We start from the raw sequence: 14,646 nt of genomic DNA, 5'->3' as shown, positions 1-14,646 counted from the left end.
ATCTGCTTTGAAAGGTATAGCTATGGAAACCGAAATAGAACTGAAGTTTTTTGTTTCTCCTGAATTTTCAGAAACTTTAAAAGAAAAAATTTCTGAGACAAAAGTACTTCAGCATAGTTGTCGTGACTTGGGTAACACCTATTTTGATACTGCCGATAAATGGCTTCGAAAGCACGACATTGGTTTAAGAATTCGCCGTTTTGATGATGTATTCGTCCAAACCGTAAAGACAGCAGGACGCGTCGTCGCAGGCTTACATCAAAGACCAGAATACAATGCTGAGCACACTAGCGACGAGCCTAATCTGTCGCTTCATCCTCTAGATATTTGGCCTCCAGGTAAAGATGCAGAAACGCTGCAATCCGAGCTTATGCCATTATTCTCGACCAACTTCACACGTGAACAATGGCTGATTGGCATGCCCGATGGCAGTCAGATTGAAGTTGCCTTTGACCAAGGCTTAGTTGTAGCCAAAGGTGAAGACGAAGAAGAGAAGCAAGAGCCGATTTGCGAAGTTGAACTGGAACTTAAGTCTGGCCAAACCGAAGCTTTATTCACGCTGGCACGCAGCTTTTGCGAGCAAGGCGGTATGCGTTTGGGTAACTTGAGCAAAGCGGCGAAAGGTTATCGACTTGCAAGCGGTTATGCGGGTGATGAAGTAAAATCATTGGCACTTGTGGACAGTAGTCCGACGGATACCGTTGAATTTTGCTTGATCAACTCTTTAGAGCACGCTTTGTCTCATTGGCATTATCACGAGCAAATTTATGCTGAGCGTGACAGCGTGGAAGCACTGCGTGAAATCAGTAATGCCATTCGTTTCATTCGTCAAACATTGACTATTTTTGGCGGGATTGTCCCTCGTCGCGCGAGTGCGATTCTGCGCCAAGAGCTTAAATGGTTGGAAGAAGAACTGAGTTGGTTAGATGAGCATGCACACCTTGAAGAGCTTTTAGATGACAAAGGCAATGTGCTGCGTAAGTTGGATGCGCGTAAGTTCTTAGTATCTGAGCTGACTCAGCAGTTACAAGAGTTGCCAAGCCGTGAAGAAGTGCTAGGGTTGCTCAATTCCGCGCGTTACACAGGGTTACTGCTGGATCTAAGCCGCTGGATCTTAGCACGCGGTTGGCAGCCATTTCTTGATGAAAAAGCACGTGAAAAAATGGCAAGTAACATCATGCCGTTTTCAGTTACTCAGCTCGATCGCACTTGGGCTGAGCTAATGGAAGCTTTCCCAGCAGAGCGCGATCTGACGGCGCAAGAGTACGTTGATCAGCGTTATCGCTTATTGCGTAACCTCTATACTGGTATTGGTTTCGCGAGTTTGTATAACTCGGATGAGCGTAACAGCTTCCGTTTACCATGGGCAGATCTAGTGCATGGTATCGATGATCTGCTAATGCTGAACCACTTACTCCCGTTGGTTGATATGCTGGAAGACGCAGAAAAAGAGCAGTTAGAACGCTGGTTGCACCGTCAAGAGCGCTCAATTTTGCATGCAATGGATCAAACCCGAGCGATCAGTGTGGAAGTTCAGCCTTATTGGCGTGAATGATCGTTCTGGTGATAAGAACAAAAAAATAGGACCGCATGGTCCTATTTTTTTGTCTCTGTTTTACGTTGTTGTAGCTCTTTTTCCATGAAATCGAGTCGTTCTAGTATTTGCGCTTGTTGGCTTAGGAGCTGCTCGAGCATACGTTCTTTATTGATTGAACTGTGCGTCTGTTGTTTCGTTGGGGCAGTAAGGATAGAGGTGATAAGACCCGAGATCATACCAAAGATACCCACCCCGCAAACAATGATGATGACAGCCAAAAACTTTCCTATGGAGGTCACTGGATAATGATCGCCGTAACCAACCGTTGAGATTGTTACAAATACCCACCACAAAGCATCGGCGCCAGTACGAATATTCGCTTCTGGGTTTTTCGCTTCGATAAACAGCATTGCACTAGAACCGAGTGTTATGAGGATAACCATCAATAGCAGTATAGAGGCGACCGTGGTTTCGCGGCGGTTTTCTTTGAGCTGATGCAAAATGAACTTTGACGAACGCAGTACTAATACCACTCGCATAATATGAAAAATACGAGCAAAGCGCAGGGGCTCTATCAATGGGATGCTCGCCACGAAATCTATCCAATGACGTTTAAGGAATAACCAGCGATCTGTGGACCGGATCAAATCAATGGTGAGCTGTAGTAGAAAAATACTACAGATTATGAAATCCAGACCGATAAGAACTTGACGGGTTTCGTGATCGATCGGGAAAAACAACAAGCCAGAGATCACAAATAGTGCCATAAAAGACAATATTAGTGACAACAGGCCCATCGGTCGTGTGCTGTCTTTGATATCATTGTTTTTCATACGAAGCTCAAAATAAATCGCGTAACCACGCAAAGCGCGAACATAACTATAAGTAATATAAAGATTATAGATAAAGACTATATAAGACTCGGTGGAGAACTGACAATGGAAAAGCTGGCATTTAAGCCATGGGAAAGGGTCATATCCGACATTCGACTGGTGCCTAAAATGGTCATGTTGATGGTCTTCAGTACTGTCCTGATCGTGGCAAAACAACTGTGGGACGCAAACACTTTTTACGACTCACTTTTAGCGGCGACACAAAACGCGCAAGTTGCCCAACAGCATTATGAAGCATACTTAACGCAAGTTGCTTGGCAAACCGCCTTATTGATAGTGGTTTTTGTCGTGCTCTTATTAGCGGCGGCTAGAGTGATGTTGCGTCAAACACAGTATCTGAGCGACGCGATCAAACTGATGGCGAGCAAGAACCTCTCTGTTCCATTTGGTATGGATTGTAAAGATGAATACGGAGACGTGGCACGTGAATTAGAAAAGACACGTCGACAATTGCACGATGTGATTCAAATGCAAATTAATGCGTCTGATGAATTATCAACGCTCACCGAAGTCATGACACTGAGCATGTCGGAAACGAAGGAATCGGCGCAAGAAGAGTTTAACGAAATTGATCAACTTGCTACGGCGATGAGTGAAATGTCGTCGACGGTCCAAACGGTTGCGGAACATGCCCAGACGGCATCTTCTCTAACAGAGCAAGCTTCCGCGCAAGCAATTTCTGGTCAGCAGTTCTTGCAAAGTACAATGGCGAAAATGAGTGAACTTTCGTCGGATATCGCTTCATCGGCACAAGCGGTTAACCAAGTTGAAGAACGTGTTGAAGCCATTGGTAGCGTTGTAGGGACGATTCAAGGCATTTCTGAACAAACCAACCTGCTTGCACTGAATGCGGCGATTGAAGCGGCGCGAGCTGGCGAGGCTGGGCGGGGTTTTGCTGTGGTTGCAGATGAAGTTCGTAACCTTGCCCAACGTACACAACAAGCGACGGTAGAAATTCAAGAGATGATCGCACAGCTGCAAACCAGTGCTGAATCTGCGGTAGAACTCATGGAAAAAAGCGTTGTAGAAGCGGCAGATGGAAACGAGCTGGTTTCTAATGCTGGATCTGAGCTCGATGGTATTGTTGGGCAAGTGACGCAAATCAATGACATGAACTTCCAGATCGCGACGGCGTCTGGTCAGCAAAGCAGTGTTGCAGAAGAGATGAGCCAAAACCTCACCAATGTACGTGAGTTGGTGGAAGCCTCAGTTGTTGTCGTTACCGAGCTGCTAGAAACCTCTGAAATGATGCAAAATAATGCAGATGAGCTAGACAAGAAGATCAAATCTTTCCAAGTTTAATATTCGATCCCGAACTTTTGATAAAACGCCCACAAACCTTTTGTGGGCGTTTTTATTTGCTTTCAGTCTGGTATAAAGAATGAGTTACCGTGCTTTTCAAACAAGGAAGAAAAATGCAGCTGCCTTCGCCACTGATTTCTATCGCTGAATCTGCCGTACAAAACGCCCAAGACGCAGGTTATTTTCCCCTTTGGCCCGATGAGGTTGCGCAGCAATTTCGTTATGTGGCGGGCTTAAGCCAATTTATAACCGAAGCCATTCATCGCGATGAAGTCCTAGCCCGTGAGTTGCCAAGTATGTTAGCGCAGCCAAGTCGTCAGGAGTCTTACCGCTCACGTCTCGCTGAACTGTTGGAACAATGTCCTGATGAGATGTCTGGTCATCGCGTGTTGCGTCAGTTTCGCAACCGAGAAATGGTGTACATTGCGTGGAAGGATTTCACGCATGCATGGTCTCTAGAGACGTCTTTAAGCCACTTATCTGAGTTGGCAGAAGCGATGATTTTTGAAACCTATCAATGGCAATATCAAGTGTGTTGTCAGGAGTGGGGCACGCCAACAAGTGAGGACGGTGAAGTGCAGCCGATGTTAGTTATCGGCATGGGGAAACTGGGTGGTGGCGAGCTAAACTTTTCTTCCGATATTGATCTAATTTTCACGTATCCAGAGAATGGCGAAACCCAAGGCGCACGCCGCAGCATTGCCAATGCCCAGTTCTTTACTCGTCTTGGTCAACGCATCATCAAAGCGCTCGACCAACAAACCTTCGATGGTTTTTGCTACCGCGTCGACATGCGACTTCGCCCATTTGGAGAAAGTGGCCCTTTGGTAATGAGCTATGCCGCACTTGAAGATTATTACCAAGAACAGGGGCGAGATTGGGAACGTTACGCGATGATCAAAGCTCGGGTGATGGGATGTGAGATGTACCCGCAGTATCAAGAGCTACGCCAAATGCTGCGCCCTTTTGTTTTTCGTCGTTATATTGATTTCAGTGCGATTCAATCTTTGCGACGAATGAAGTCGATGATCAGTAGCGAGGTTCGCCGCCGAGGGTTGAATAACAACATTAAGCTAGGTGCGGGTGGCATCCGAGAAATTGAATTTATCGCTCAAGTTTTTCAATTGATTCGAGGTGGTCGAGAGCCTTCTTTGCGTAATCGAGGGCTGTTGGAAACACTGCAAGGCATTGAAGAACTGGCATTGCTTACTCCACAAGAAGTCAGCGATCTAGAAGCCGCATACAAGTACTTGCGTCAATTAGAAAACTTGTTGCAAGCAATGGCGGATAAGCAAACCCAGACGCTGCCTGATTGCGAAACCGAACGCTTAAAGCTCGCCACCGCGATGAAAATGAGCTGTTGGGAGCAATTGATTGAGCAAACCCAGCAGCATATGGCAAATGTTCACCAAGTTTTTGAATCACTAATTGGTGATGATGAAGAAGACGAGGGGACTACCGTTGCTCGTCATTTTCATGAGCTATGGGATATGGCCGACAAACAAGACGTTCTTGAGCATATCTTGCAGCAGGATATTCAGATTGAAGACTTTGCTTCATGCGCGAAAACCATCATCAACTTTAAAACCGATCTGGCCAAAAAAACGTTAGGCCCACGTGGACGCGAAGTGCTCAATCGTTTGATGCCGAAAGTGTTTGATGCGGTCTTTGCCCATCCTGATGCACAGTTTGGTTTATCTCGTGTACTTCACTTGCTACACAACATCTGCACTCGCACGACTTACTTGGAATTATTGGATGAGCATCCAGCGGCTCTGGTGCAGCTCGTACGTTTGTGTACCGCAAGTCCAATGATTTCAGAGCAGCTGTCTCGTTATCCTATCTTGCTTGATGAGTTAATCGACCCTGCGCAGCTGTACAATCCCATTCCATTAGACAGTTACCGTACAGAGCTGCGTGATTATTTGGCGCGTATTCCTGAAGATGATATGGAACAGCAAATGGAAGCGTTGCGTCAGTTTAAGCAAATTTGTATTTTGCGTATTGCAGCGGCAGATATTGCTGGCGCATTGCCAGTGATGAAAGTGAGTGACCATTTAACTTATTTAGCGGAAGCTATCGTTGATGCGGTGATCAGTCAGGCTTGGTTGCAAGTGTCTGAAAAGTACGGCGAGCCAACGCATGTGAAAGATCGTGAAGGCAAAGGCTTTGCTGTAATTGGTTATGGTAAAGTCGGAGGGTGGGAGCTCGGCTATAACTCCGATTTGGATATTGTCTTCATGCATGACTGCCCAGTCAATGTCTACACTGACGGCAAAAAAGAGATTGATGGTCGTCAGTTCTACCTTCGTTTAGCACAGCGTATCATTCATATTTTCTCCACTCGCACCGCTTCCGGTATTTTATACGAGGTCGATACCCGATTGCGTCCGTCCGGTGCATCGGGTTTGTTGGTTAGCCCAACGGACGCGTTCGACGACTATCAACATCAAGACGCGTGGACATGGGAGCATCAAGCACTTGTCCGCGCGCGCATGATTTATGGTGATGAACCACTGGCAATTGCATTTCACAATACGCGGCATGATGTGCTGTGCAAAGCACGCGATCAAGCTGAACTGAAAAAAGACGTTGTCGAAATGAGAGAAAAAATGCGCGGTCATCTTGGGGGGAAAAAGCCAGGCCGCTTTATGCTCAAGCAAGATGTGGGTGGGATTACCGATATCGAATTTCTCGCTCAGTACCTAGTGCTCAACTATAGTCACGATAAGCCGAAATTGACGCGTTGGTGTGATAATGTGCGCATCTTTGAAACGCTCATTGCGCAAAATGTCATGGACGAAGACCAAGCAATGCAGTTGATACGTGCCTACACGACAATGCGAAACGAAATACACCGCCGAAATCTACTTAATTTAGACGCTGATGTGGTGGAAGATAAGTTTGTTGCCGAAAGGGAGTGGGTAAAACAGGCTTGGAATCAGTGGTTCAGTTAAGGCCATATATTTAGCCTCGATAAGGGCTGTGATAAACTCACTTCGATTTAATTTTTGGAGACCAACAATGAAACCAATTCTACCTGATTACAACAGCGCTGGTGTGCTCATCATCGGTGATGTCATGCTAGATCGTTACTGGTATGGCCCAACCGGGCGCATTTCTCCTGAAGCGCCGGTTCCTGTTGTAAAAGTAGAAAACAATGAAGAGCGTCCTGGTGGTGCTGCGAACGTTGCGATGAACATCGCATCACTAGGTGGCCATGCTCACATTGTTGGTCTAACTGGGGAAGATGAGCCTGCAAAAGTGCTGACGGAGACGCTGAGCTCACTCAATGTGAAGTGCGATTTCGTTGCACTGCCTGATTACCCAACGATTACGAAGCTTCGTGTAATGAGCCGTGGACAACAGCTTATTCGTCTCGACTTCGAAGACAAGTTTGAAAACACAGATTCTGCGCCAGTGTTATCTCGAATGGATGCCGCACTGCCAAACGTTAAAGCCGTGATTATGTCTGATTACGCAAAAGGTTCGTTAGAGCATGTTCAGGCATACATTCAAAAAGCGCGCGCAGCAAATATTCCGGTTTTCATTGACCCGAAAGGTGCGGATTTTGAACGCTACCGTGGCGCAACACTTCTTACGCCAAACATGAAAGAGTTCGAAGACGTTGTAGGTAAAGTGAAATCTGACCAAGAGCTAGTAGAGAAAGCACTGGCTTTGGTTGAAGAGTTTGAATTTGAAGCGCTTTTAGTGACACGCAGCGAAAACGGAATGACCTTGATTCGTCGTGGTCAGGAACCGTTCCACCTTCCAACTCAAGCGAAAGAAGTGTACGACGTGACAGGTGCGGGCGACACGGTTATCTCTGTATTGGCAGCGTCTGTTGCCGCAGGCAAATCATTTGAAGAAGCGTGTGCACTAGCAAACGCAGCGGCAGGTGTTGTAGTTGGTAAACTAGGCACGTCAACGCTTTCTGAGATTGAATTAGCAGAAGCGGTACATGGCAGCCAAGACACGGATTACGGTGTGATTTCAGAAAAAGCACTGATCGAAGCGGTGAAAAAAGCACGAGCTCGTGGCGAGAAAGTCGTTATGACAAATGGCTGCTTTGATATTCTGCACGCTGGGCATGTGTCTTACTTAAACCATGCTGCTGAACTGGGCGATCGCCTAATCGTTGCGGTAAATACCGATGAGTCAGTAAAACGCCTTAAAGGCCCTGGTCGTCCGGTAAACCCAACCGATCGCCGCATGGCGGTGTTGGCAGGTTTGGGCGCTGTGGATTGGGTTGTACCATTTAGTGAAGATACGCCGCAGCGTTTGATCTCAGAAGTTCTACCAAGCTTGCTAGTAAAAGGCGGTGACTACAAACCAGAAGAGATTGCTGGTGGTAAAGAAGTCATTGCGGCGGGTGGTGAAGTTCGTGTATTGAACTTTGAAGATGGCTGCTCGACCAGTGAAATCATTAATGCAATCAAAGGCGGTAAGGGCTAAGCCTGCTGTTTGTTAGCATTGAAATGCTATTTGCTCATAAAGGTCGCTAAGTGCGGCCTTTTTGATACTTTTAGTTCAGAGGCACTTTTAGGCTCTGAACTAAAAGTAATAAAAAACGCCAGCTGATAACTCAACTGGCGTTTTTATTTATTAAGACCTGAAGTATTCAATTCGCGGTTATTTTGCCGCTTTCAAACCTGCATCAACGTCTAAGATGTCTTGTTCGCTTAGCGTACCAACTGCTTGGCGTAGCTGAAGAACACTTAAAATGTAGTCGTAACGAGCGTTCGATAGGTTTTTGTTCGCATCGTATAGACGACGAGTCGCGTCCAGTACATCAACGATAGTACGAGTACCTACATCAAAGCCAGCTTCTGTTGCTTCTAGTGCAGAGCGTGCAGAAATAACCGCTTGCTCATACGCACGTAATGCGCCGATAGAGGCGTTAATGTTGTTGTTTTGTGCGCGAACATCTTTGACTACGCTACGGTACTGTGCTTCAAGATCTTCGCTTGCTGCCACGTACGCGTATTCAGCTTGTTTGGTTTGAGAGGTTACGTTACCACCTGTGTATAGCGGTACTGCAAGGTTCACACCAATATTGAAGTTGTCTGTCGTGTTATCACGAGAGCTATGAGAAGTATCACCGTAGTTGTAACCACCGTCTAGAGAGAGCGTTGGTAGGTGGCCAGAGCTTGCTAGTGAAATATTGTCACGCGCAATGTCTTGAAGAATACGTGAAGATAGCAAGGTCAGGTTTTTGGTTTTTGCTTCATCAATGAGCGATTCAGCTGGTACGGTCGATGGGCTAGCGGTGAAGCGGCCAGTGTCCAAAATGTTGAGATCTTTGTGCTCTTGGCCTGTAATTTCACGCAGTGACTCGTAGCTATTAGTTAGCGCGTTTTCTGCCAACACTTCGTCCGCTAGCACTTGGTCGTACTGAGCTTGTGCGTCATGCACGTCAGTGATTGCAGACAAACCTACTTCAAAACGCTGTTTAGTTTGCTCAAGTTGACGGCCAACCGCGGCTTTTTCTGCACGTACGAAAACAAGATTATCTTGTGCGCGTAGAACTTCAAAATACGCTTGTGACACGCGAAGAATCAGTGCCTGTTGCGTCGCTGCGTAAGTTGCGTCTGCTTGGCGAGCACTTTTCTCAGCAGTATCTAGAGAGATCCAAGATGCGCGGTTGTAAAGTGCTTGTGAAAAGCTAACGCCAGCGGTTAGCGCGTTGCCATCGTTTGATACGTCACTAATTAGATTTGAATCGTATTCAGTATCACCACGAGTTAAATTGTAACCCGCAGTAAGGTTGATCTGTGGTAATAGAGCACTACGGCTTGAGGTGATTGCTTCGAAAGCTTGGTCACGTTGTGCTGCTACACTGAGCAATTGTGGATCATTTTGTTTTGCCAAGTCGTAGATTTCAGCCAAAGAGTCTGCGAACGCAGACGTACTCATGCTACCTAGCGCTGCACTGATAAATAGTGGAAGCAATTTTTTCATTTTCTATTCCCGCGGTCCATAGATTGGTTAATTCTCAGTAGTTTAACTCAATTTGCACGATATTTACTCTAAAGTTTGCACTTTTTTACACGTAATTATCCACTTGTGCAATAAATTTTTAGCAAAGACTTAAATTAATTTGTAACTATTATACAAAAAGTTGAGCCAAGTCCTTTGAGCAAGCGAATAACAATGAGTAAACTACAGGATTCACTCAGAGAGGTGTTGAATGCAACAGCGTGACAAACAACAACAAGATTTTACTTCGCGAGATGTAAAAGTCATCTCGAAAGAAACCTTATTTGAAGGTTTTTTCAAAATGGTGAAATACCGCTTTCAGCATAGGCTATTTGCTGGTGGTTGGAGTGGAGTTGTCGAACGAGAAATGTTCGAGCGTGGTCACGCAGCAGCGATGCTTCCTTATGATCCAAAGACGGACCAGGTCGTAATCATTGAACAGATTCGTATTGGCGCGTTGGAACATGAACACCCTTGGCAGCTAGAAATTGTCGCCGGTATGATTGACCGCGATGAATCTGCTGAAGCCGTAATTCGTCGAGAGGCTGTCGAAGAAGCGGGGATTCAGGTGGGGCGCGTTGTACCTGTTACGTCCTATTATCCTTCGGCTGGTGGTTGCTCGGAAAAGCTAGACGTCTTTGTTGGTGAAGTGGATGCGTCTAAAGCGCACGGCATTCATGGTTTAGACTATGAGAATGAAGATATCCGAGTTCATGTCATGAGTCGTGAAACGGCGTATCAATGGGTGAAGGACGGAAAATTTGAAAATGGTGCGTCGATTATTGCGTTGCAATGGCTGCAATTACACCATCAAGAGTTAAAGTCAGAATGGGGACTATCCCAAACGGTGGAGAGTGAGTAATGGCACAATTGGCTGAAAAACAGAGATATCATGTTGATTTAGCTGGTCTTATGAGAACGTATGAGACCAACTACGCTAAATTGAATGCCTTATTGCCTGCTTCTGCTGAAGTTGGGGATGTACGTTGCTACCAAGCGGCGAACATGGTTTACCAATTGACCGTGAATGAAATCACAAAATACACCACAGTTGTTGAGATATGTCAGAGTGATGAAACGCCAGTGTTTCCTTTACCGACGATGTCTGTCAGGCTTTATCATGATGCGAGAGTAGCCGAAGTATGCTCAAGCGGAGAGTTCTCTCGCATAAAAGCTAAGTATGATTATCCCAATGACCAACTGATGCAGAAAGATGAAAAGCATCAATTAAACACATTCCTCGGTGAATGGCTGACGTTTTGTTTACGAAGTGGTATCAGTAGAACACCACTTGCCTTCAATTGATCGTCACTTCACTAAAGGAAAATAACAAATAACGATATAGTGGACGAATCAGGTTTTCATTTTGCAATCATCTAGTGACAGCATCAAACTTTTACAAATTACGGATACTCATCTGTTTGCTGCCGATGAGGGAAGTTTGCTAAGCGTAAAAACAGTCGATAGCTTTAATGCTGTTGTTGCTGATGTTTTACGCCGCAACGTGGCGTTTGATTACATCTTGGCGACAGGCGATATTTCCCAAGACCATAGTGCAGAATCTTATCAGCGCTTTGCCAACGGCATTGAACCGCTAGAGAAAGACTGCTTTTGGCTACCTGGTAATCATGATTACAAGCCTAATATGGGCAGTGTTTTGCCTTCGCCACAAATCAAAGCCGCAGAGCATGTGTTGCTTGGCGAGCATTGGCAGTTAATTCTTTTAGACTCGCAAGTTGTTGGCGTTCCTCATGGGCGCTTGAGTGATCAGCAATTAACGCTACTCGAAGAAAAGCTAGCCGAACACCCAGAAAGACACACACTTGTTTTGTTGCATCATCACCCGTTACTGGTCGGAAGCGAGTGGCTTGATCAACATACTTTAAAAGATGCCGAAGCGTTTTGGCAGGTTGTCGAGCGTTTTGATAACGTGAAAGGCATTCTCTGTGGTCATGTTCATCAAGATATGAATGTGCTTTACAAGGGCATTCGAGTGATGGCAACACCCTCAACTTGTGTTCAGTTTAAGCCTAACTCGGATGATTTTGCCCTTGATACCACTTCGCCTGGTTGGCGGGAGCTGCAACTACACGCTTGTGGCGATATTACGACCCAAGTAGGTCGGCTTCCTGATGGCCAGTTCCAACCAGACTTCTCTTCTAACGGCTACTAACGCGCCCGAGCTCTCTGTTCGGGCTCGCTTTTTTGTGCGAGATATCTATGAGTAAACCTTCACTTCTTCTCTATATCCATGGCTTTAATAGCTCTCCACTCTCCATGAAAGCGAATGTGATGAGAGCCTACTGCGAGCAACATAGGTCTGATATCAAGGTGATTGTTCCCCAGTTACCTTGTTATCCTCAGCAAGCGGCGAAAATGTTGTTGGATATTATCGAGCAATATAAAGATGACTATAAAATTGGTCTAATGGGCAGCTCATTAGGCGGTTTTATGTCAACGTGGCTAAATGACAAGTTTGGGTTTAAAGCGGTAGTGGTTAACCCCGCAGTCAAGCCTTATGAGTTGCTAGTAGATTATTTGGGTAAGCAAACTAACCCATATACGCATGAAACCTATACACTTGAAGCTTGTCATATTGACGAGTTAAAAGCTCTTGATGTACAAAGCATCGCGTCGCCACATTCTTTTTGGTTATTGCAACAAACAGAAGATGAGGTTTTAGACTATCGACAAGCGGTAGATAAGTTTGCAGACGCTAAGCAAACAGTAGAACAAGGCGGTGATCACAGTTTTGTAGGCTTTGAGCGTTATCCTGCACAGATTATCGAATTTCTAGAACTGTAATTCGAAAGCGATTGGAAAAGGCTCATAGTTTTTATTGATATATCCAACCGTTTCTTGACATGGGCGGTATGCTTTCCGACTATGTTTTGCCAAAAGATCTTAAGGGTCGAGGACCCTGGCTACTTTGTTATGCATCATGTTTACAAACTCTTAGTGATGTGAACAGGGTGGCTTTTTCGTTTCCTGAGTATGGGTACGCCCATTGGTGATACTCAGGCAACAAGTAAACTTTGAGAATAATTCCGTATTATGACTGAACAATATAATGCTGGTGCCATTGAAGTACTGAATGGCTTAGAGCCAGTACGTCGCCGACCAGGGATGTATACGGATACAGCGCGCCCAAACCATTTGGGCCAAGAAGTTATCGACAACAGTGTCGATGAAGCGCTAGCCGGACATGCCTCAAAAGTACAAGTCATCCTACATGCTGACCAATCACTCGAAGTGATCGATGATGGTCGAGGCATGCCTGTTGATATCCACCCAGAAGAGAAAGTATCAGGCGTAGAGCTAATTCTATGTAAGCTACATGCGGGTGGTAAGTTCTCTAACAAAAACTACCAATTCTCTGGTGGTTTGCACGGGGTAGGTATATCTGTAGTAAACGCGTTGTCAAAACGCGTTGAAGTAACAGTTCGTCGTGATGGTCAAGTGTATGAAATTGCATTTGAACACGGCGAGAAAGTGTCTGATCTGACCGTAACTGGCACATGTGGTCGTCGCAATCGCGGTACCAGCGTACATTTCTGGCCTGATGCGAAGTACTTCGATTCGGCTAACTTCTCTGTGACGCGATTAGTCAACAACCTGCGCGCAAAAGCGGTTTTGTGTCCGGGCTTAGAAATCACATTAACCGACAAAGTTAATGACAAAGACTATAAGTGGTACTACGAAGATGGTTTGAAAGACTATCTTGCGGAAGGTGTAAAAGGCTATCCAGTTATTCCTGAAGAACCATTTACTGGTGAGTTCTTGGCGGATACTGAAGCGGCAAACTGGGCGGTAATTTGGCAGCCAGAAGGCGGTGAGATGATCACCGAAAGCTACGTTAACCTGATCCCAACCGCTCAAGGTGGTACGCACGTTAATGGTTTACGCCAAGGCTTGTTGGAAGCGATGCGCGAATTCTGTGAGTTCCGTAATCTATTACCTCGTGGTGTGAAGCTAACGGGTGATGACGTTTTCGACCGCTGTTCTTACGTGCTGTCGGTTAAAATTCAAGATCCACAATTTGCAGGCCAGACCAAGGAACGTCTCTCTTCTCGTCAAACCGCGGCATTTGTCTCTGGCGTTGTAAAAGATGCGTTCAGTCTTTGGTTGAACGAAAAGCCTCAGCTCGCAGAGCAATTGGCAGAAGTCTGTATCGCTAACGCGCACCGTCGTATGCGAGCGGCGAAAAAAGTCGTACGTAAGAAAGTGGCGTCCGGCCCGGCACTGCCAGGCAAGTTGACCGACTGTTCTGCACAGGACTTAAGTCGCACTGAAATCTTCTTTGTGGAGGGTGACTCTGCGGGTGGCTCGGCAAAACAGGCACGTGACCGTGAATTCCAAGCCGTGATGCCACTGCGTGGTAAGATCTTGAACACGTGGGAAGTCTCTGCCGATCAAGTTCTTGCGTCTCAAGAAGTACACGATATCTCTGTTGCTTTGGGTATTGACCCAGATAGCGACAACCTCGAGAGTCTTCGTTACGGTAAGATCTGTATCCTTGCCGATGCGGACTCGGATGGTCTTCACATCGCAACGCTGCTTTGTGCTCTATTTACTCGTCACTTCCGCGCACTAGTGGAAGCGGGTCATATCTATGTGGCGATGCCGCCTCTGTATCGAATCGACTGCGGGAAAGAAGTGTTCTACGCCCTCGATGACGATGAAAAAGATGGCATTTTAGAGCGCTTGTCGAAGAAGAAAGCCAAAATCAACGTGCAACGATTCAAAGGTCTGGGTGAGATGAACCCACTTCAGTTGCGTGAAACCACCATGGATCCGAACACGCGTCGCTTAGTGCAGTTAACCATTGACGACTCTACGGCGACCATGGAAATGATGGACATGCTGCTAGGTAAAAAGCGTGCAGATGACCGTCGTTCTTGGTTACAAAACAACGGCGACTTGGCAGAGGTGTAA

At 46.1% G+C, this 14,646-nt stretch carries 11 protein-coding genes; 9 read left to right on the top strand and 2 right to left on the bottom strand.

Features of this window, described 5'->3' with window-relative positions:
* Positions 1-22: 22 nt before the first annotated feature.
* Positions 23-1,555: an inorganic triphosphatase gene (locus tag R7Q47_RS19780; RefSeq protein WP_005379894.1), complete on the top strand. Its 1,533-nt coding sequence runs from the start codon at positions 23-25 to the stop codon at positions 1,553-1,555.
* A 41-nt stretch (positions 1,556-1,596) separates the two neighbouring features.
* Here the strand turns inward: R7Q47_RS19780 and R7Q47_RS19775 are convergent, their stop codons facing one another.
* The gene (locus tag R7Q47_RS19775) at positions 1,597-2,370 is read right to left on the bottom strand and encodes a potassium channel family protein (protein WP_005387432.1); all 774 of its coding nucleotides are present in this window, start codon (positions 2,368-2,370) and stop codon (positions 1,597-1,599) included.
* A gap of 105 nt (positions 2,371-2,475) precedes the next feature.
* Between R7Q47_RS19775 and R7Q47_RS19770 the strand changes: the two genes are divergently transcribed.
* The 3 genes from R7Q47_RS19770 to hldE all read left to right on the top strand — a co-directional run bounded on the left by R7Q47_RS19770 (position 2,476) and on the right by hldE (position 8,187).
* Positions 2,476-3,732 carry a methyl-accepting chemotaxis protein gene (locus R7Q47_RS19770; protein ID WP_158173663.1) on the top strand — a complete coding sequence of 419 codons (1,257 nt, stop codon included), beginning with the start codon at positions 2,476-2,478 and terminating at the stop codon, positions 3,730-3,732.
* Positions 3,733-3,845: 113 nt separating this feature from the next.
* Positions 3,846-6,689, top strand: coding sequence for a bifunctional [glutamate--ammonia ligase]-adenylyl-L-tyrosine phosphorylase/[glutamate--ammonia-ligase] adenylyltransferase (gene glnE / locus R7Q47_RS19765; protein ID WP_262592350.1), 2,844 nt, complete (start codon positions 3,846-3,848; stop codon positions 6,687-6,689).
* Positions 6,690-6,756: 67 nt separating this feature from the next.
* On the top strand, positions 6,757-8,187 hold the full coding sequence (gene hldE, locus R7Q47_RS19760; RefSeq protein WP_017633601.1) for a bifunctional D-glycero-beta-D-manno-heptose-7-phosphate kinase/D-glycero-beta-D-manno-heptose 1-phosphate adenylyltransferase HldE: 1,431 nt from the start codon (positions 6,757-6,759) through the stop codon (positions 8,185-8,187).
* A 177-nt stretch (positions 8,188-8,364) separates the two neighbouring features.
* Here the strand turns inward: hldE and tolC are convergent, their stop codons facing one another.
* On the bottom strand, positions 8,365-9,693 hold the full coding sequence (gene tolC, locus R7Q47_RS19755; RefSeq protein ID WP_005379884.1) for an outer membrane channel protein TolC: 1,329 nt from the start codon (positions 9,691-9,693) through the stop codon (positions 8,365-8,367).
* 229 nt (positions 9,694-9,922) lie between these two features.
* Between tolC and nudF the strand changes: the two genes are divergently transcribed.
* The 5 genes from nudF to parE all read left to right on the top strand — a co-directional run bounded on the left by nudF (position 9,923) and on the right by parE (position 14,646).
* On the top strand, positions 9,923-10,573 hold the full coding sequence (gene nudF, locus R7Q47_RS19750; RefSeq protein ID WP_017633602.1) for an ADP-ribose diphosphatase: 651 nt from the start codon (positions 9,923-9,925) through the stop codon (positions 10,571-10,573).
* A complete protein-coding gene (locus R7Q47_RS19745; protein ID WP_005379879.1) occupies positions 10,573-11,016 on the top strand; it encodes a DUF1249 family protein in 444 nt (147 codons plus the stop codon). The genes nudF and R7Q47_RS19745 overlap by 1 nt, the downstream gene beginning before the upstream one ends.
* A gap of 61 nt (positions 11,017-11,077) precedes the next feature.
* On the top strand, positions 11,078-11,884 hold the full coding sequence (cpdA, locus tag R7Q47_RS19740) for a 3',5'-cyclic-AMP phosphodiesterase (protein WP_248487345.1): 807 nt from the start codon (positions 11,078-11,080) through the stop codon (positions 11,882-11,884).
* Between the two features lie 47 nt (positions 11,885-11,931).
* Positions 11,932-12,516 carry an esterase YqiA gene (gene yqiA / locus R7Q47_RS19735; RefSeq protein ID WP_248487347.1) on the top strand — a complete coding sequence of 195 codons (585 nt, stop codon included), beginning with the start codon at positions 11,932-11,934 and terminating at the stop codon, positions 12,514-12,516.
* A 249-nt stretch (positions 12,517-12,765) separates the two neighbouring features.
* Positions 12,766-14,646, top strand: coding sequence for a DNA topoisomerase IV subunit B (parE, locus tag R7Q47_RS19730; protein WP_005379872.1), 1,881 nt, complete (start codon positions 12,766-12,768; stop codon positions 14,644-14,646).

The sequence above is a fragment of the Vibrio sp. Vb0349 genome (assembly GCF_033338975.1).
Note: the sequence above shows the minus strand (reverse complement) of the source record. Positions and strands in the feature narration are given on the sequence as shown.